Here is a 19,075-nt window from a genome sequence, read left to right as displayed (position 1 = left end):
AAAGCGGGTCGATAACGGGTTCGATTCGATCGGATCCGGTCGCGCGTCAGGCGGCGCGCTGCGCGTCGCCTGCATCGTCACCGGCGTCATCGGCGCCCGGCGTCGCGTCGAAGCGCGCGGGGTAGCGCACGCTGAAGCGCAGCGACGCGTCGTACGGGAAAAAATCGGGCAACTCGCCCTGCAGCAGCTTGTCCTTGCTGGACTGCCACAGCGCGGGGTCGAAAAAGTCCGCGTGATGCTTCATGAAGACCGTCCGCACGCGCGGGTCGCCGAGCAGGAACGGTCCGTAGGTTTCCGGAAAGATGTCGTGCGGGCCGACGGTATACCACGGCTCGCCGGACAGTTCGTCTTCCTCGTTGCGCGGCGGCGGCACGCGCCGCACGTTGCAGTCGGTCAGGTACTCGATCTCGTCGTAGTCGTAGAACACGACGCGGCCGTGGCGCGTGACGCCGAAGTTCTTGTACAGCATGTCGCCCGGGAAGATGTTGGCCTTCATCAGCTCTTTCACCGCGTTGCCGTATTCCTTCACGCCGTGTTCGATGTCCGCGTCGGTGCCGTTCTGCAGGTACAGGTTGAGCGGCGTCATCCGGCGCTCGATGTACAGGTGCTTGATCACGAGATTGTCGTCCTCGTATTCGAGCAGCGACGGCACTTCCTTCTCCAGCTCGCGCACGAGCGCATGGTCGAGCCGCGACAGCGGCAGCGCGACACTCGAATACTCGAGCGTGTCGGCCATCCGCCCGAGACGGTCGTGGCGCTTCACGAGCTGGTACTTCTCCATGATCTGCGCGCGCGTCGTTTCCTTCGGCGGCGGGAAGTGATCCTTGATGATCTTGAACACGTACGGGAACGACGGCAGCGTGAACACGAGCATCACGAGGCCCTTGATGCCGGGCGCGATGATGAAGCGGTCGCTCGAATGCGACAGATGGTGCAGCAGGTCGCGGTAGAACAGGTTCTTGCCCTGCTTCTGCAAGCCGACCGACGTGTAGATCTCGGCCTTCGGCTTGCCCGGCATGATCGTGCAGAGGAAGTCCACGTACGCGGACGGCACGCCCATGTCGACGAGGAAATACGAATGCGAGAAGCTGAAGATGATCTGCAGCTGCTCGCGGCGCAGCAGCACGGTGTCGAGCGCGAGCAGGCCCGGGCGCACGTGGCGGATCGGCACCGCGAACGGCAGCACGCGATCGGCGTTGATGATGCGGCCGACGATGTACGCGCTCTTGTTGCGGAAGAAGAGCGACGACAGCACGTGGATCTGGAAATTCGGCGCGGCGTCGAACTCGCCGAATTCGTCGGTGATCGACTGCATCACGCAGCCGATGTCGCGCGTGAGATCCTCGAACGGCGGCTCGAGCTGGAAGTTCGTGACGATGCGCTCGAGCGTGGCCGCGAGCCCGTCGGTGCCCGGGTAGTACGCGCGATAGGTCGGCTTCGCGGCCGGCTCGTCGTTCTCGAGGTATTCGGTCGAGATCGCGGGCCGCACGAAGATGAAATCGTTGCTGAAATACGAGCGGTGCAGGATCTTGCAGCACACCGAATTGAAGAACGTCTCCGCGCACTCGGGCTGGCGGTGCGACGTGAGCAGGCCGATGTAGTGCAGCTTGATCTGCTGCCACACCTCGTCGTCGATGTTCTCCGCGTCGTATTCGTCCTCCAGCACCTCGACGCATTCCTGCACGCGATCGTCGTACGACGTGATCCGCTCGCGCGCCAGCCGCTGCAGGCCGTGCCAGTCGGTGCGCTCGTATAGCGTCTTCGCCTCGACGGCGGCTTCCCGGAAGATCCGGTAGTGGCGGTCGAAGTATTCGAGCATCGTCTGTGCGACGTCGAAACCGATCTGCGACGACAGCAGTTTGGGGAAGTGATTCATCGCGTGCAGGCTCGTTCGAGAGGGACTGTAAGCACTCGCCATTTTAGCGCCCAAGTCGGCGTTTCAATGACTTTCGGAGCCGGCGCCCAAGCGCCGTCAATGCGCGGGTTGTGCGCCGTTACATGCCGTTCGGTGCATCTTCGCGTAAAGATACGGGTACGGAATTGATTCTGGCACGAACTTTTTTTGCCCGTACGGCGCCGGCGCGGGCGCGCGTTTCGCGCGACGGCGATAGAATCGACGCGATCCCCGCGCGGCCTGCAGCCCGCGCGCGCCTGCCCCGCATTCGCACTTGCCTGCCCTGATAACGACGAGACGCCCCACCGATGAACGCACTGGAACACCAACTCGACTATCCCTTCGCCGACACGCTGCCCGCCGCGGGCGACACGTTCGAGGTCGCGCCCGGCGTGCGCTGGCTGCGCATGCCGCTGCCGTTTTCGCTGGATCACATCAACCTCTGGCTGCTGCGCGACGAGATCGACGGACAGGCCGGCTGGACGATCGTCGACTGCGGGATCTCGTCGGACGCGATCCGTACGCACTGGGAACAGATTTTCGACACGCATCTCGACGGGCTGCCGGTGCTGCGCGTGCTCGTCACGCATTGCCATCCCGATCACTTCGGCCTCGCGAACTGGCTCTGCGAAGGCGGCGACAAGGGCCGCTGGAACGTGCGGCTGTGGATGACGCTCGGCGAATACATGTTCGGCTGCCTGATGGCGGCCGGCAACGGTTCGAACGCCGGCGGCGCGGCCGCGGCCGATCATTTCGCGCGCCACGGCCTGACCGACCCGGTCGCGCTCGAGAAGCTGCGCAGCCGCCGCAGCTACTACTCGGACCTCGTGCCGGCCGTGCCGCCGCGCTACCGGCGCCTGCGCGAAGGCGACGCGGTGAAGATCGGCGCGCGCACGTGGCGGGTCGTTACCGGCTACGGTCATTCGCCTGAACATTGCGCGCTCCACAGCGAAGCGGACGGCGTGCTGATTTCCGGCGACATGGTGCTGCCGCGCATCTCGACCAACGTGTCCGTGTTCGATCTCGAACCGGAAGCGAACCCGCTCGCGCTGTACCTGGAATCGCTCGGCCGCTACGAGACGATGGCGCCCGACACGCTCGTGCTGCCGTCGCACGGCAAGCCGTTCCGCGGCGTGCGCACGCGCATCGCGCAACTGCGCGCGCACCACGACGCGCGGCTCGACGAAGTGCGCGTCGCCTGCGCGGAGAAGCCGGCGAGCGCGGCCGACATCGTGCCGATCATGTTCCGCCGCCGCGAGCTCGACATCCACCAGATGACGTTCGCGCTCGGCGAGGCGCTCGCCCACCTGAACCTGCTGTGGCTCGCGGGCGAACTCGTGCGCGAGCAGGGTGACGACGGCGTGCTGCGTTTCCGTACCGCGCGCTGAGCGCGCATCGTCACCGTCACGCGACGGGTTCGTAACGCCACCCGTCGCGCTGCCATTGCATCGTGTGCGTCGGTGCGAGCGCCGCGAGAAACGCGGCGTCGTGCGACGCGACCACGATCGCGCCGGGGAAGCCGGCCAGCGCGGCTTCGATCGCGCGCACCGATTCCAGATCGAGGTGATTGGTCGGCTCGTCGAGCAGCAGCAGCTGCGCGGGCGTGCCGCGCCACAGCGCGCATGCGAGCGCGGCCTTCAGCCGTTCGCCGCCGCTCAGGCGGTGCACCGGCTGCGTCGCGCGCGCGGCATCGAGCTGCAGCAGCGCGAGCCGGCTGCGCAGTTCGCCTTCGGAGAGCGGCGTATCGAGGAGTCCCAACTGCTCGACGATCGAGCGTTCAGGATCGAGCAGCGCGAGCCGCTGGTCGAGATACGCAGCGCTCACGTGCGTCGTGCAGGTCCCGGCGCGCGGAGCGAGTTCGCCGGCGAGCATGCGCAGCAGCGTCGATTTTCCGCAGCCGTTCGGGCCCGTCAGCGCGATGCGCACGGGGCCGCTGGCCGACCAGGTGATCGCGTCCGTGCGGCCCGCGGTGCGCCACGGCAATTGCGCGCGCTCGAGCGCGAACAGATGGCGGCGCGCGCTCACCTCGGTGCCCGGCAGCGATACGAGCACCGGCGCGTCGGCTGCGACGCGCGCGGCTGCTTCCTGCACGCGCGCATCGAGCGTCGCCTTGAATTCGCTCTGGTGACGGCGGACCGTCCCCATGATGCTGCGTGCCGCTCCCTTGCGGCTCTGTTTTGCCATCGACGACAGGTTGGCCGTCTTCGCATCGCGCAGCGAGCCGGCCGCATGACGCTGGATCGTGTCGTGTTCCTGTTCGAGCCGACGCCGCGCGCGTCCGCGCTCGGTGCGCGCATGCTCGAGCGCGGCCTGCGCGGCATCGTGCTCCGCGTCGCGCTGCGCGCGGTACAGCGCGTAGTTGCCGCCATACGTGCGCACGCCGTGCGGCGTCAGTTCGACGATGCGCTGCACGTGCGCGAGCAACGCGCGGTCATGGCTGACGACGACGACACCGCCGCGCCAGCCGTCGAGCGCCGCGCGCAGCCACGCACGGCCCGGCGCATCGAGGTGGTTGGTCGGTTCGTCGAGCACCAGCAGCCCGGCTTCCGACAGCAGGGCGCCGATCAGCGCGACGCGCGCGAGCTGGCCACCGCTCAGCGCGTGCGCCGGCGTGTCGGCGCGCACGTCGTGCAGGCCGGCTGCGTCGAGCGCCGCGCGCAGCCGCTCGGCGAGGTCCCAGCGATCGCCGATCAGGTCGAAGTCGTGCGCGTGCGCGCGGCCGTCGGCGAGGCGCGCCAGGGCCGCGAGCGGCCCATCCAGCGCGGCGATTTCCGCGACGGTCCGCGTGCCGGCCGGCGCGTCGTCGTGCTGCTGCGCGACGTAGACGACCGGCGTCTGCCGGTCGATCGTGCCCGCGCTCGGCGCGCGCCGGCCCGCGATCAGTTGCGCGAGCAGGCTCTTGCCGGCGCCGTTGCGGCCGACGATGCCCGTCGGCGTGCGATCGATGGACAGGTCGAGCGAGTCGAACAGCGTGACGCCGTCGTCGAAGCGGATGGAAACGTGATGAAGCGCGACGAGCGCGCCGGTCGGCGTGGCAGCAGCCATAAGCACCTCCGAAAATGCGTGAAACCCTTCGCGCGGCGTGCGTGGCACGGCGGCGAAAACATTTTTGGGAAGGCTTAGTTGTTCACTTCGGCTGGCGTCCGGTATGAGGAATGAGCGCGCAGTGTAGCAAGCGCGGCGCGCGCGCCGCAAGCGACGGGCGAGCATGCCGTCGCTTGCGCGCCACGCGCGGTTACTGCACCGCGACCGCAGCGAAGTTCTGGCGGCCGAACGGGCTCACGCGATAGCCGCTCACGTTCGCGCGCGTGAGCGCGGCCGCGGTCGGGTAGCCGAGCGGAATCCACAGCGCCTGGTCGTGGATGATCTTCTGCGCGGATTCGTACAGCTTCGCACGCTTGGCCTGATCGGCGGTCGACTTGCCGTCGGCGATCAGCTTGTCGAGCTGCGCGTCGCAAAAGCGTGCGAAGTTGATGCCCGACTTCACCGCGTTGCAACTGAACAGCGGCGACAGGTAGTTGTCCGGATCGCCGTTGTCGCCGGCCCAGCCCATGAACAGCATGTCATGCTGGCCGAGCTTCGCCTGCTTGATGAGCTCGCCCCATTCGATCACCTTGACTTCGGCCTTCACACCGATCTTCGCGAGGTCGGCCTGCAGCAGTTCCGCGCCGGCCTTCGGGTTCGGGTTCAGCACGCTGCCCGTCGGGCGCGTCCAGATCGTCGTCGAAAAGCCGTTCGGGAAGCCGGCCTGCGCGAGCAACTGCTTCGCCTTCGCGGGATCGTACGCATACGGCGCGATGTCCTTCGCGTAGCTCCACGTGTTCGGCGGATACGGGTTGTTCGCGGCCGTCGCGGTGTTGTCGAACACCACCTTCAGATAGGTCGCGCGGTCGAACGCGAGGTTCAGCGCCTCGCGCACCTTGTCGTTGTCGAGCGGCTTCTTCTGCGTGTTCAGCGCGACGAACGCGGTCATGAACGCGGGCGTCTGCACGACCGTCAGCGCGCTTTCGCCCTTCGCCGCGAGCACGTCCTGCGGCTTCGGCGACAGCGCGATCTGGCATTCGCCGGCCTTCACCTTCTGCATGCGCACCGACGCGTCGGGCGTGATCGCGTAGATCAGCCGGTCGACCTTCGGCTTCGTGCCCCAGTAGGCCGGGTTCACGTCGTAGCGGATCAGCGCATCCTTCGTGTAGCTCTTGAGCACGAACGGGCCGGTGCCGACCGGCTTCGCATTCAGGTCGGCCTGCTTGCCGGCCTTCAGCAGCTGGTCCGCGTATTCGGCCGAGTAGATCGACGCGAAGCCCATCGTCAGGATCGGCACGAACGTCGCATTCGGCTCGTTCAGCACGAACTTCACCGTGCTGTCGTCGACCTTCGTGACCGACTTCACGAGTTTCACGAGGCCCATCGACTGCGCGTGCGGGAAGCCGCTCGCGCCGGCCACCTTGTGCCACGGATTCGTATCGTCGAGCATCCGCGAGAACGTGAACACGACGTCGTCCGCATTGAGCGTGCGGCCCGGCTTGAAGTAGTCGGTGGTCTGGAACGCGACGTTGGGGCGCAGGTGGAACGTGTACGTCAGGCCGTCGGCGCTCGCTTCCCATTTGTCGGCGAGCGCGGGTACGACTTTCTTCGCGGCTTCGTCGTACGACACGAGCGTGTTGAAGATCACGTCGGCCGATGCGTTGGTCGTGACGAGCGAGTTGTACTGCACGACGTCGAAGCCGTCCGGGCTCGACTCCGTGCAGACGGTGAGCGGCTTGGCGGCGGCGAGGCCGGGGGCGGCGAGGGCGGCGGCGAGCGTGGCCGCGGCGAACAGCTTGACCTGCATAGGATCTCCCACGTGACTTGTGATTTTTTGCCGGGTGTCGGAATGCGGGCGCGGCCCGGAAGCGGGCGGGGCCGGCGCGGCTGGCGGATAGCATACCGTCAAAGCGTGCCGCGCGTGAAAAAAGGCGCCGGAACGCGGTGAGTTGAGCGAAAAACGGCTGCGTTGGCGACGGAATGCGTGTTGGGGCGGCGCAGCGGCGGGGGCAAGGCAGGTGCGGCGGCGAACGGCGGGCGGGCGAGACTGTTGCGCGGAGACTGCGAATCGAAGCGGGTCGGCGCGAATCTGTTGGAGCGACGGAAGCGGAAGAAGCGGAAGAAGCGGAAGAAGCGGAAGAAGCGGAAGAAGCGGAAGAAGCGGAAGAAGCGGAAGAAGCGGAAGAAGCGGAAGAAGCGGAAGAAGCGGAAGAAGCGCGGCACCGGCGTGCGACGCGTGGTACGGCCGACAGGAGGAAGTGGCGCGCGCTGCGTTGGCACCGAACCGTGGCGCTGCACCGGTCCGGCATGAACGGCGCGCCAGACGCCCGATGCCCCCGATGCCCTCGATGCGCTCAGTGCGCGCCGGCCTTCGGCTTGCGCGGCGCCTTTTCGAACAGACGGTCGTAAAGCCAGCGCGGCAGCACGTGCAGCACCTTCGCGACGACGCCCATCTGCCATGGAATCACGCGGAACGCGTGCTGCCGAGCGATCGCGCGTGCGGCGCGGGCCGCGAAGCGGTCGGCGTCCATCAGGAACGGCATCCGGTACGGGTTGTGCGCGGTCATCGGCGTGCGGATGTAGCCGGGCGCGATCGTCACGACGCCGACGCCGGCCGGGCGCAACTCGACGCGCAGCGCCTCGAGATACTTGATCGCGGCCGATTTGGACGCGCTGTACGCGCCGGAACCGGGCAGGCCGCGCACGCCGGCGACGCTCGCGACGCCCACCAGCGTGCCGTGGCGCGCGGCCGTCATCGGGCCGACGAACGGCTCGAACGTCGCGACCATCCCGTAGTAATTGATGTCCATGACGTTGCGGAACGTGGCGAGATCGCCTTGTCCGGTGACGGCGCCCTGGCTGATGCCCGCGTTCGCGATCACGACGTCGGGGCAGCCGTGCGCGGCGATGAACGACGCGGCGGCCGTGGCGAGCGCATCGGCGTCGCGCACGTCGGCGGAATAGACGGAGACGGACAGCTTGGGAAAGCGTCGCGCGAACGCATCGAGGGCATCGGTGCGGCGCGCGACGAGTGCGAGCGTGGCGCCCTGGCGGGCGTATTCCTCGGCCATCGCGAGGCCGAGGCCGCTCGACGCGCCGGTGATGAAGACCTTCAGCGGAGTAGTCATGCCGGCGCGCGGGCGGGGATCAGAGTTTCTTGTCCTGAACCTGCTTCACGAGGTAATCGAGCACCTGCGCGGTGCCCGGGATGCTGTTCGTGTAAGCCGGGCCCGTCTTGTACTTGCCCTGGACGATGACCGTCGGCACGCCGTCGATCGCGTAGTTCTTCAGCAGCTCGGCCGACTGCTTCACCTGGCCCTGCACGCTGAACGAGTTGTACGCGTCCATGAACTGCTTCTTGTCGACGCCTTGCGTCGCCAGGAAGTCGGCTTGCGCCTGCGGCGTGAGCAGGTAGTTCTTCTGCTTGTGGATCGCGTTGAAGATCGCCGGCGTGACCTTCTCCGAGATGCCGAGCGCCGACACCGCGTAGAACAGCTTCGAGTGCGGGACGAAATCGTCGCGGAAGGCGACCGGCACGCGCTTGAAGTCGATGTTGTTGCCCTGCTTCTTCACCCAGGCCTCGATCGTCGGCTCGAATTCGTAGCAGTGCGGGCAGCCGTACCAGAAGAACTCGATGACCTCGACCTTGCCGGCCGGCGCGGACACCGGCTGCGGCGACTTCATCACCTCGAAGTCCTTGCCGGACACCGGTGCGGCAGGCGTTGCCTGGGCGAAGCCTGCAGCGGCGAGGCCCAGGGACAGAAGGAGCGTGCTAAGCAGTTTTTTCATGTTGTAGACGTCGAATCAGTTGCTCGGGTTACGAAACGTAACGGGTTCTGCGTGGGCGCGGCCGGTTGCTTACTGCTTCGTGAAACGGATCACCGCCGTGTCGACACCTGCATCGGACAGGCGCTGACGGGCCGAGTTCATATCCTCGAATTTCGAGAACGGGCCGACGCGCACGCGGAAATAGGTCACGCCGCTGACATCGCGCTTCGACACCTTCGACTCGAAGCCCTGGAAGCCCAGGCGCGCGCGCTGCTGCTCGGCGTCGCCTTCCGTCTTGTACGCGCCGACCTGCAGGAAGTAGCCGGTGTTCGCGTCGTTCGCGGTCGGCGGCTTCGCTGCCGCGGCGGCCGTGGCCGACGAGGTCGGCTTCGGCGTGTTCGCGGCCAGTTGCTGTTGCTGCTGTTTCTGCGCGGCGGCCTGCTGCGCCTGCTTCTGCGCGGCGAAGCGCGCGAGATCGTCCTCGCCGCCTTGCTGCTGTTGTGGGTGTTGCTGCGCCTGCTGCGTCTTCTTCGGCGGCGGCGTGTTGTCGGCCGGCTTCGGCGCGACGGCGACGCCGTTGCCCGAAGACGCATTGTTCGACGCGGTGGTGTTGCTCGAGCCGGTCGTGCCGTTCGTGTCGCCCGACGGCGGCACTTCGACGATCTGCGGCTCGGGCAGCAGGCCGCCCTGGGTCTGGTTCGCGGCCTGGCCGGGCGCGGTATTGGGCGGCGCGGACTGCGCGGCCTGCGGCACCGGCTGGCCGGGTGTCTTGCCCTGCAGCGCGCGGTTCGGGTCGAACTGCTGCGGCTGGCTCGCGCCGTTGTCGGCGGGCGGCGGCGCGACCTTCGACACGAACGGCGACGGCGAACGCGTGATGTAGAGCGCCACCACCACCGCGATCGCGAGGCCGACGATCAGGCCCAGCACGATTCCAAGAAATGTCCCTCCGGCTTGTTTCGATTGCTTCGAAGTTCGGCGTGGTTGTGCCATTGCTTGAGTCACCTGCAAAAAGAATCGTGAAAAGGTCGCGGCGGGCGCTGCCGCGGCCATTCGCTGCCCGGTTCGGGCCGCTTGCATCGTTACATCTTGGCGGGCGCAGACACGCCGAGTACCGCCAGACCATTCTCGAGCACCTGCCGGGTCGCGGCGAGGAGCGCGGCGCGCGCGTTGCGCGGCGCTTCGTCGTCGACGAGCACGCGCTCCGCATTGTAGAACGAGTGGAATTCACCAGCGAGATCGCGCAGATAAAACGCGACCGCGTGCGGCGCCAGTTCGTTCGCCGCGTGCGTGAGCATGTCCGGATACTCGGCGAGCTTCTGCATCAGCGACACGGCCTGCGGGCTCGTGAGCTGCGACAGGTCGGCGCCCGGCAGTTGCGCCGCCTCGACGTTGTAGCGCGACTTCAGTTCGTTGAGCACCGAGCAGATCCGCGCATGCGCGTACTGGACGTAATAGACCGGGTTCTCGTCGTTCTGTTTCAGCGCGAGGTCGATGTCGAACACGAATTCGGTGTCGGCCTTGCGGGAGATCAGGAAGAAACGGACCGCGTCGCGACCGCGCGTGATGGTCGCCTCGTCGATCAGGTCGGGTGCCGCTTCCTGGCCCGGCGCCGCGCCGCCCGACCATTCGATCAGGTCACGGACCGTCACGTAGCTGCCCGCGCGCTTCGACAGCTTCACTTCCTGGCCGTCGCGCATCACGGTGACCATCTTGTGCAGCACGTAGTCGGGGTAGCCCTTCGGGATGCCGACGTGCAGGCCTTGCAGGCCCGCGCGCACGCGCGCGATCGTGCCGTGGTGGTCCGAGCCCTGGATGTTGATCACCTTCGTGAAGCCGCGCTCCCATTTCGTCACGTGGTACGCGACGTCCGGCACGAAGTACGTATACGTGCCGTCCGACTTGCGCATCACGCGGTCCTTGTCGTCGCCTTCGTCGGTCGTGCGCAGCCACAGCGCGCCGTCCTGCTCGTAGGTCATGCCGGCCTTGACCAGCGCGTCGACCGTCTTCTCGACCCGGCCTTCGCTGTACAGCGACGACTCGAGGTAGTACTGGTCGAATTTCACGCCGAACGCCTGCAGGTCCATGTCCTGCTCGTGACGCAGGTACGCGACCGCGAACTTGCGGATCGCGTCGAGATCGTCGATGTCGCCGGCGCCGGTGACCGGCTCGCCGTCCTTCGCGGCCACCGTCTCGCGGTTCAGGTAGTCGCGTGCGATGTCGGCGATGTATTCGCCGTTGTACGCGGCTTCCGGCCAGCCCGCGTCGCCCGGCTTCAGGCCGCGCGCGCGCGCCTGCGTCGAGATCGCGAGGTTGCCGATCTGCACGCCGGCGTCGTTGTAGTAGAACTCGCGGTGCACCGCGTAGCCCTGGCTTGCGATCACGTTCGCGAGCACGTCGCCGAGCGCTGCCTGGCGGCCGTGGCCGACGTGCAGCGGGCCGGTCGGGTTGGCCGACACGAACTCGAGCAGCACCTGCTTGCCCTTTTCGCGATCCGACGTGCCGAACGCGCGGCCCTGGTCGAACACGGCGGCGATCACCGCCTGTTTCGCGGCGGCCGTCAGGCGCAGGTTGATGAAGCCGGGGCCGGCGATTTCGGCTGCGTCGACGAGCCCTTGCGCGGTCGGCTGGGCCGTGAGGGCGGCGACGATCTTCTCGGCGAGCTGGCGCGGGTTCGTGCCGAGCGGCTTGGCGAGCTGCATGGCGACGTTGCACGCGACGTCGCCGTGCGCGGCGACCTTCGGGCGCTCCAGCGTGATGGCCGGGGTGACGAATGCCGCGTCGGCGCCTTTCAGCGCGTGTGCGACCTGCGTGACGCTATCCGCGAGCAGGGCTTCGAGGGTCTGTTTGTGTGCTGGCAGCATGCTGGTAGAAGGCTTCGTTGGTGGCGGCCGGAAACGCCGGCCGGCCGGCGCGCTTTTTAAGCGCGCGTTTCAGGGATCGCAGAATTTTAACAGGTGCTAATATGCCGCTCAGGCGCCCCGCGTCCGCGAGGCCGGACGCCGGTCTGCCGGCGTCCCCCCAACTGCGCCGCGCAGGCACAACAAGATGAAAAGGGAATTGTCATGATTACGTTCAAGAGCAAGGCGGCACAGGATCTCGACGTGCTGAAGGATTTCGCCGTGTACGTGCTGGGCCTCGTCGGCAAGCAGCTGGGCGAACGCGGTGTCATTACGCACGACGAACTGGACCACGCGATTGCGAAGCTGGAAGGTGCGGTCGCGCAGGCGAAGCAGGAGCGCGCCGAGCACGCCGGCCATTTCCACGAGGACGAAGACGACCACGCGCACCACGAAGTGCCGCCGAGCCTGGCGCAGCGCGTGGCACCGTTCCTCACGATGCTGCGCGAAGCGAAGGCCGGCCAGGCCGACGTGCACTGGGGCTTCTGAGCCTCGTTGTCCGGCGACGCCGGCCGCAAGATGGGTCCGGCAAGAAAAAGCCCGCTCGATGCGGGCTTTTTATTTGTCTGATCAAAAGGCGGCGAGGCCGCCCCGGTCGCGCATCGATCAGAGCTGCGGCGCGAGCGCGCGGCGCGCATCGTCGAGCGACAGCGCCATGCGTCGCGCGTAGTCCTCGAGCTGATCCTGACCGATTTTCCCGACCGAGAAATACGTGCTGTCGGGGTGCGCGAGGTAGAAACCCGACACGCTGGCCGCCGGCAGCATCGCCAGCGAATCGGTCACGCTCATGCCGATCTCGTTCGCCTGCAGCGCGTCGAACATGTCGCGCTTCACGAGGTGGTCGGGGCAGGCCGGGTAGCCGGGCGCCGGGCGGATGCCCGCGTACTTTTCGGCGATCAGCGCATCGTTGTCGAGCGTCTCGCCGCTCGCGTAGCCCCACAGCTCGCGGCGCACGCGCGCGTGCATCGCCTCGGCGAACGCTTCCGCGAAGCGGTCCGCGAGCGCCTTCAGCATGATCGCGCTGTAGTCGTCGTGGTCGGCTTCGAACTGCTTTTCCTTCACGTCGACGCCGAGCCCGGCCGTCACCGCGAACATCCCGATGTAGTCGGCGACACCCGATTCCTTCGGCGCGATGAAGTCGGCGAGCGAGCGGTTCGGGCGCATCACGCCGTCGACCACCGGACGCACGCTCTGCTGGCGCAGGTTGCGCCACGTCATCAGCACTTCCGAGCGCGAGTCGTCGGTGTAGATCTCGATGTCGTCGTCGTTGACCGTGTTCGCGGGCAGCAGCGAGATCACGCCGTTCGCGGTCAGCCAGCGGCCCTGGATCAGGCGCGCGAGCATCGACTTCGCGTCGGAGAACACGCGCCGCGCCGATTCGCCGACGATCTCGTCGTTCAGGATCGCCGGGTACGGGCCCGCGAGATCCCAGGTCTGGAAGAACGGGCCCCAGTCGATGTAGTTCGCGAGCTCGTTCAGGTCGTAGTTCTTGAACACGCGCCGGCCGATGAATTTCGGCTTCACGGGCTGGTAGCCTGCCCAGTCGACCTTCGTCTTGTTCGCGCGCGCCTCGGCGAGCGTGACCATCGGCTGCGCCTTGCGGTTCGCGTGCTGGTCGCGGATCCGTTCGTAATCGGATTTCAGCTCGTCGAGGTACTTCGCCGCGCCTTCGTCCGACAGCAGATTCGACGCGACCGACACCGAGCGCGAGGCGTCCGGCACGTAGACGACCGGGCCTTCGTAGTGCGGCGCGATCTTCACGGCCGTGTGCACGCGCGAGGTCGTCGCGCCGCCGATCAGGAGCGGAATCTTCTTCACGCGGAAGTAGTCGTCGCGCTGCATTTCGGACGCGACGTACGCCATTTCCTCGAGGCTCGGCGTGATGAGGCCCGACAGCCCGATGATGTCCGCGCCCTCGACCTTCGCCTTCGCGAGGATCTCGTTGCACGGGACCATCACGCCCATGTTGACCACTTCGAAGTTGTTGCACTGGAGCACGACCGACACGATGTTCTTGCCGATGTCGTGCACGTCGCCCTTCACGGTCGCGATGACGATCTTGCCCTTCGCGCGCACGTCGCCGCCGGCTTCCGCGAGCAGGCGTTTTTCTTCCTCGATGAACGGGATCAGGTGCGCGACGGCCTGCTTCATCACGCGCGCCGACTTCACGACCTGCGGCAGGAACATCTTGCCCTGGCCGAACAGGTCGCCGACGATGTTCATCCCGTCCATCAGCGGGCCTTCGATCACGTTGATCGGGCGACCGCCCGCCGCGTCGATCTTCGCGCGCACTTCCTCGGTATCCTCGACGATGAAGGTCGTGATGCCGTGCACGAGCGCATGCGAGAGCCGTTTCTCGACCGGCTGGTTGCGCCACTCGAGGTTCTCTTCCTTCTTCGCGCCGCCGGCCTTGAACTTGTCGGCGATCTCGAGCAGGCGGTCGGTGGAATCCGCGCGGCGGTTCAGGATCACGTCCTCGACGCGTTCGCGCAGCTCCGGGTCGAGATCGGCGTACACGCCGAGCTGGCCCGCGTTCACGATGCCCATGTCCATGCCCGCCTGGATCGCGTGGTACAGGAACACGGTGTGGATCGCCTCGCGCACCGGGTCGTTGCCGCGGAACGAGAACGACACGTTCGACACGCCGCCGCTCACCTTCGCGTACGGCAGGTTCTGCTTGATCCAGCGGGTCGCCTCGATGAAGTCGACCGCGTAGTTGTTGTGCTCCTCGATGCCGGTCGCGACCGCGAAGATGTTCGGGTCGAAGATGATGTCTTCCGGCGGGAAGCCGACTTCGTTCACGAGGAAGTCGTACGAGCGCTTGCAGATCTCGGTCTTGCGCTCGTACGTATCGGCCTGGCCCTTCTCGTCGAACGCCATCACGACCGCGGCCGCGCCGTAGCGGCGGATCAGGTTCGCGTGGTGACGGAACGCTTCCTCGCCTTCCTTCAGCGAGATCGAGTTCACGATCGCCTTGCCCTGCACGCACTTGAGGCCCGCTTCGATGACTTCCCACTTCGACGAGTCGATCATGATCGGCACGCGCGCGATGTCCGGCTCGGATGCGATCAGGTTCAGGAAGCGCACCATCGCCGCCTTCGAATCGAGCATCGCCTCGTCCATGTTGATGTCGATCACCTGCGCGCCGTTCTCGACCTGCTGGCGCGCGACGGCGAGCGCCTCGTCGAACTGGCCGTTGAGGATCATCCGCGCGAATGCCTTCGAGCCGGTGACGTTGGTGCGTTCACCGACGTTGATGAAGAGCGTCCCGGACGTGACGTTGAACGGCTCGAGGCCGGCAAGGCGCATCATGTGATCGGTCATGGCGGTGCGAATTCGTGTGATGTAGGGCGGGCGTTGGGGCGGTCGGTCAGGCGGCGTCGCTGTACTGGCTCGGCCAGCGGCGCGGTTTCACGTCGGCGAGCGCCTTCGCGATCTCGGCGATGTGCTCGGGCGTCGTGCCGCAGCAGCCGCCCGCGAGGTTCACGAGCCCGGCCTGCGCGAATTCCTTCAGGAGGCCCGACGTCACGTCCGGCGTTTCGTCGAAGCCGGTGTCGCTCATCGGGTTCGGCAGGCCCGCGTTCGGGTAGCACGACACGTAGGTGTCGCACAGCTTCGCGAGCTCGGCGATGTACGGGCGCATCAGCGCCGCGCCGAGCGCGCAGTTCAGGCCGAACGTGAGCGGCTTCGCGTGACGCAGCGAATTCCAGAATGCCTCGACCGTCTGGCCCGACAGGATGCGGCCCGACGCGTCGGTCACGGTGCCCGAGATCATGATCGGCAGGCGCTCGCCGGTGTTCTCGAACAGTTCGTCGAGCGCGAAGAGCGCGGCCTTTGCGTTCAGCGTGTCGAAGATCGTCTCGACGAGGAACAGGTCGACGCCGCCGTCGAGCAGCGCCTTCGCCTGCTGGTAATACGCGTCGCGCAGCTCGTCGAACGTGACGTTGCGCGCGCCCGGGTCGTTGACGTCCGGCGAGATGCTCGCCGTCTTCGGCGTCGGCCCGATCGCGCCGGCAACGAAGCGCGGCTTGTCGGGCGTGGCGTAGCGGGCGGCGGATTCGCGCGCGAGCCGCGCCGATTCGACATTCATCTCGACGACGAGGTCTTCCATCCCGTAGTCGGCCTGCGCGACCGTCGTCGCGCCGAACGTGTTGGTTTCGACGATGTCCGCGCCGGCCGCGAAATACTGGTCGTGGATCTCGCTGATGATCTGCGGCTGCGTGAGCGACAGCAGTTCGTTGTTGCCCTTGATGTCGCGCGGGAAATCCTTGAAACGCTCGCCGCGATACGCGGCCTCGTCGAGCTTGTAGCGCTGGATCATCGTGCCCATTGCGCCGTCGAGGATCAGGATGCGCGATTTCAGCAGCGCGGGCAGGTCGGCGCCGCGCGTGTAGGGCGCGTCGAGCGGGGCGGAAGCGGCGAGAGGGGTCGCGGACATGGCGGAAGAGCGGCGAAGACGGGAAAACCGTCATTGTAGCCGGTGCGCCAGGGCGCCGCCCGGCCCGCCCCAAATGAAAACCCCCGCCCGGCGAACCGGACGGGGGCTTGGATCGGAGTGCTCGCGGCGCCGCCCGAAAGCGGCGAATGGCCCGGCGATGCGCCGGGCCGCGGGTCGTCAGTGCAGGACGACGGGCATCATCATCAGACTGTCGAACTGTCCGAGGAATTCGTCCACTTCGTCGAGCGACGGTTCATCCTCGATCAGTTGCTTCACGTGTGCGCGGAATCGCTCGGCGAGCTCGCCGTCGATGAAGATCTCGCGCTGCGCGTTCTTGTCGACGATTTCGTATCCGCCGGCATTCATCAGATGGTGGCCGGCCTGCGGCGCAAATTCGACGACGCAGTAGTTGGGGCTGTTGTAGATCATTTGCATGGCGGCACTCCTCTTCGCAGTGGCATCTGGCCTTGTTGTCCCGTAGGTGGGGCAGACCTTGCCGGTTTCAAGGGGCTTGCGCTGCACACCCCGTTCTCCCGTTTGCGTGGGGTGTATCGGGTTAGAAGCCGATATCTATCAAACGTTTCTTATTGTGATCCGGTGCACCGAAATAGTTGTTAAAGAGTGTCATCGGCCATTTTGGCGAGAGCTTTAATCGGTCGAAATTGCCGATTGGTCGATCGTTACGGCGCGGGCTGCGACGCTGCCGGCGGCGCTGCGGGCTGTGCCGGCTCCATGGCCGGTGCGGCGGAGGCCGGCACGCTGGCGGGCGCGTTCGTTGCGTCTTCGTTCGTTGCGCCTCGCGTCGCGCCATCGGCGGGCGCACCGGGCGGGGCGAGCCGGCCGTGCCACAGCAGCTCGATCTGCGAGCCGTTCGGCTCCGATTGTACGAGCCGCGCGGGCAGCCAGTCGAGCGACGGCGCGAGCCACATGTCGATGCGGCGCGTGTCGCCGTCGCGGCGCGGCAGCCGCATGAAGTGGCGTGCGCGGACGATGCCGGCCTGCGTCTGCACGTCCTCGTCGCCGATCACCGTGATCGGCCAGGTCTCGCCGTTGTTGTTGTCGATCACGAAGAACTGCTGCGTGACGCCCGGCTGGTAGGCGGACGGATTGCCGCGCACGAGCCCCGACAGCTGCATCAGCATGCTGAAGCGATCCTGCACGCCGTCGGGCAGCGGCGCGTTGTTCGGCGTGCGCGTGAAGACCACCTGGCGGATTTCGCGGTTGAAGATCGCGATGTCCTCGGGCCGCTTGCCGCGTTTCTCGACATAGCGGTCGGGCGCGACGCCGAATGCGTCGATGCGGCCTTCGCTGCGGTAGGTGAACGGGCCGACGAACGGCACGGGCATGGACACCGACAGGTCGTAGGTGCGGCCGTCGGTGCGCCAGTGGATCGTGCCGATCATGTTCTGCATCCCGTTGTAGAACGTGTCGTACTGCAGGTCGCCGGGCGGCGGCGCCGCGAACTTCACGCCGCTCGTCGCGGGGCCCGGCGTCGCGGCACTGCCGGCATCGCCGGCCGATGCCGGGTGCGTGCCGGATGCGCTTGCCGCGCCGCTCGCGGCTGAGGCGGCTGAGGCGGCTGAGGCGGCTGAGGCGGCGGCCGGCGGCTCGCCTTGCTCGGCCGTTTGCGTCGACGTGAGGACCGGCTCGGGCGACGGCGCGGGCTTCGGTGCAGGCTTCGGTGCAGATTTCGGTGCGGCGGGGGCCGGCTTCGCCTGCGCTGGCTCGGCCGGTCGTTCTGCCGGCTTCGGCGCGGGCTGGCGCTCGATCGGCCGCGGCTTCAGCAGCTCGATCTGCACCGGTAACTCGGCGGGCGCGGGCGGCGTGAACGCGTCGCGGCTGCGCGCCAGCCACAACGCCGCGAGCGCGTGCAGCACCAGCACGACGACGAGCGCGACGCCCACGCGCAGCCAGTGGCGGGGCAGGGCGTGACGAGGACGGGTGTCGGCAGGCGGCATCGGCGAAACGGAACAGGGTTGGGGCGGTCGCGGCGCGCATCGCGCGTCACAGCCATCGGACCGCCGGGTGCGCCGCGCGTTCGCGGTACATCGCGCGGGTGTCACACGCCCCGCGTGTCAGGCGTCGCGCGCGTCCGGACTATAGCCGAGTTCGTAAGACAGTTTCTGCGCGCATGCACGCAGCGCGGTGTCCATCTCGCCGCCCCACGCGATGTCGAACATGCCTTCCTGGCCGAGCGCGACGATCGCGAGCGCGAGTTCGCCGACCGCATCGAACACCGGCATGCAGAACGCATGGATCGTTGGCAGCAGCATCCCTTCGACGCGTGCTGCCTGATGCGCGCGCACGTCGGCGAGCACCGCCTCGACCTCGTCGAGCGTGCGCGGGCCGCCGTGATGCGGCGAGCGGCGCGTGTCGGCGAGCTCGCGTTCGAGCATCGCCGCGGTCTTGCTGCGCGGCAGGTACGCGGCGAACAGCAGGCCCGTCGCGGAGCCGAGCAGCGGCATCACGTCGCCAAGCTTCAGCGACGCCTTCGCGGGATGGCTCGATTCCATCCAGTGCACGATCGTCGGCCCCTGGTTGCCCCACACCGCGATGCCGACCGTCTGGTCGACGCGGTCGCGCAACTCGGTCAGCGCGATCCGCGCGAGCTTCACGCCGTCGACGCGCGCGAGCCGCGCGAGCCCCATCTGCAGCGCGAAGCCGCCGAGTTCGTAGCGGCCCGACACGGGATCCTGCGACACGACGCCGAGCCGCGAGAAGCTGACCAGATAGCGGTGCGCCTTCGCCGGGCTCATGCCCGCGCGCTGCGCGAGATCGCGCAGCATCATCGCGCGCGGCTCGCTCGTCAGCACGTCGAGCAGGCGGAAGCCGACCTCGATCGACTGGATGCCGGAGCGGACCTTCTCGCCGCCTTCGCCATGCTCGCCGGAGCCGGTGTCGTCGGTGTCGGAATCGGCGAGATCGTCGTCGGGAAGCGGGCTGGCGGGCATGGGCAACGGGGCGCGACAAGGCGGCAAGGGTCGGGACGAAAACGGCGTGCACGATGGTGGCGCGCCGCGCGGATTCACCATCGTAAAATAGATTCCCTCCATC

The 19,075-nt window shown here is 67.3% G+C and carries 15 protein-coding genes; 2 read left to right on the top strand and 13 right to left on the bottom strand.

From position 1 onward, the window contains the following. Positions 1 to 46: 46 nt before the first annotated feature. A complete protein-coding gene (aceK, locus tag WS66_RS27790) occupies positions 47 to 1,876 on the bottom strand; it encodes a bifunctional isocitrate dehydrogenase kinase/phosphatase (RefSeq protein WP_059600011.1) in 1,830 nt (609 codons plus the stop codon). 326 nt (positions 1,877 to 2,202) lie between these two features. Between aceK and WS66_RS27780 the strand changes: the two genes are divergently transcribed. Further along, positions 2,203 to 3,282: an MBL fold metallo-hydrolase gene (locus tag WS66_RS27780; protein WP_059600012.1), complete on the top strand. Its 1,080-nt coding sequence runs from the start codon at positions 2,203 to 2,205 to the stop codon at positions 3,280 to 3,282. Between the two features lie 16 nt (positions 3,283 to 3,298). Here WS66_RS27780 and WS66_RS27775 read toward each other — a convergent pair whose 3' ends face one another. The 7 genes from WS66_RS27775 to argS all read right to left on the bottom strand — a co-directional run bounded on the left by WS66_RS27775 (position 3,299) and on the right by argS (position 11,547). Beyond that, positions 3,299 to 4,939: an ABC-F family ATP-binding cassette domain-containing protein gene (locus WS66_RS27775; RefSeq protein ID WP_059600013.1), complete on the bottom strand. Its 1,641-nt coding sequence runs from the start codon at positions 4,937 to 4,939 to the stop codon at positions 3,299 to 3,301. Positions 4,940 to 5,129: 190 nt separating this feature from the next. Continuing rightward, positions 5,130 to 6,725 (bottom strand): ABC transporter substrate-binding protein, encoded by a 1,596-nt coding sequence (locus tag WS66_RS27770; RefSeq protein ID WP_059600014.1) that lies wholly within the window; start codon positions 6,723 to 6,725, stop codon positions 5,130 to 5,132. A gap of 98 nt (positions 6,726 to 6,823) precedes the next feature. After that, a complete protein-coding gene (locus WS66_RS33820) occupies positions 6,824 to 7,141 on the bottom strand; it encodes a hypothetical protein (RefSeq protein ID WP_159086589.1) in 318 nt (105 codons plus the stop codon). Positions 7,142 to 7,272: 131 nt separating this feature from the next. After that, positions 7,273 to 8,046, bottom strand: coding sequence for an SDR family oxidoreductase (locus WS66_RS27760; RefSeq protein ID WP_044846187.1), 774 nt, complete (start codon positions 8,044 to 8,046; stop codon positions 7,273 to 7,275). Positions 8,047 to 8,065: 19 nt separating this feature from the next. After that, positions 8,066 to 8,707: a thiol:disulfide interchange protein DsbA/DsbL gene (locus WS66_RS27755; RefSeq protein WP_059523964.1), complete on the bottom strand. Its 642-nt coding sequence runs from the start codon at positions 8,705 to 8,707 to the stop codon at positions 8,066 to 8,068. Positions 8,708 to 8,776: 69 nt separating this feature from the next. Then, entirely contained in the window at positions 8,777 to 9,676 is a 900-nt protein-coding gene (locus tag WS66_RS27750; RefSeq protein WP_059600016.1) for an SPOR domain-containing protein, read from the bottom strand. 89 nt (positions 9,677 to 9,765) lie between these two features. After that, the gene (argS, locus tag WS66_RS27745; protein ID WP_059600017.1) at positions 9,766 to 11,547 is read right to left on the bottom strand and encodes an arginine--tRNA ligase; all 1,782 of its coding nucleotides are present in this window, start codon (positions 11,545 to 11,547) and stop codon (positions 9,766 to 9,768) included. A 201-nt stretch (positions 11,548 to 11,748) separates the two neighbouring features. On the opposite strand from argS, the gene WS66_RS27740 reads away from it, so the two are divergent. Then, a complete protein-coding gene (locus WS66_RS27740; RefSeq protein WP_044846191.1) occupies positions 11,749 to 12,072 on the top strand; it encodes a DUF1840 domain-containing protein in 324 nt (107 codons plus the stop codon). Between the two features lie 117 nt (positions 12,073 to 12,189). On the opposite strand, the gene metH is transcribed toward WS66_RS27740, so the two are convergent. From metH to WS66_RS27710, 5 genes are all read right to left on the bottom strand, one after another. After that, positions 12,190 to 14,907 (bottom strand): methionine synthase, encoded by a 2,718-nt coding sequence (gene metH / locus WS66_RS27735; RefSeq protein ID WP_059600018.1) that lies wholly within the window; start codon positions 14,905 to 14,907, stop codon positions 12,190 to 12,192. Positions 14,908 to 14,953: 46 nt separating this feature from the next. After that, positions 14,954 to 16,021 (bottom strand): homocysteine S-methyltransferase family protein, encoded by a 1,068-nt coding sequence (locus tag WS66_RS27730; RefSeq protein WP_059600019.1) that lies wholly within the window; start codon positions 16,019 to 16,021, stop codon positions 14,954 to 14,956. A gap of 177 nt (positions 16,022 to 16,198) precedes the next feature. After that, on the bottom strand, positions 16,199 to 16,456 hold the full coding sequence (locus WS66_RS27725; protein WP_006477667.1) for a BTH_I0359 family protein: 258 nt from the start codon (positions 16,454 to 16,456) through the stop codon (positions 16,199 to 16,201). Between the two features lie 245 nt (positions 16,457 to 16,701). Then, positions 16,702 to 17,979: a DUF3108 domain-containing protein gene (locus WS66_RS27715; RefSeq protein ID WP_059600020.1), complete on the bottom strand. Its 1,278-nt coding sequence runs from the start codon at positions 17,977 to 17,979 to the stop codon at positions 16,702 to 16,704. 117 nt (positions 17,980 to 18,096) lie between these two features. After that, on the bottom strand, positions 18,097 to 18,972 hold the full coding sequence (locus WS66_RS27710) for an IclR family transcriptional regulator (RefSeq protein ID WP_059523979.1): 876 nt from the start codon (positions 18,970 to 18,972) through the stop codon (positions 18,097 to 18,099). Positions 18,973 to 19,075 lie beyond the last annotated feature (103 nt).

It is taken from the genome of Burkholderia sp. LA-2-3-30-S1-D2, from assembly GCF_001523915.2.
GTDB lineage: Bacteria > Pseudomonadota > Gammaproteobacteria > Burkholderiales > Burkholderiaceae > Burkholderia > Burkholderia diffusa.
This window is presented reverse-complemented; position numbering and strand designations above follow the sequence as displayed.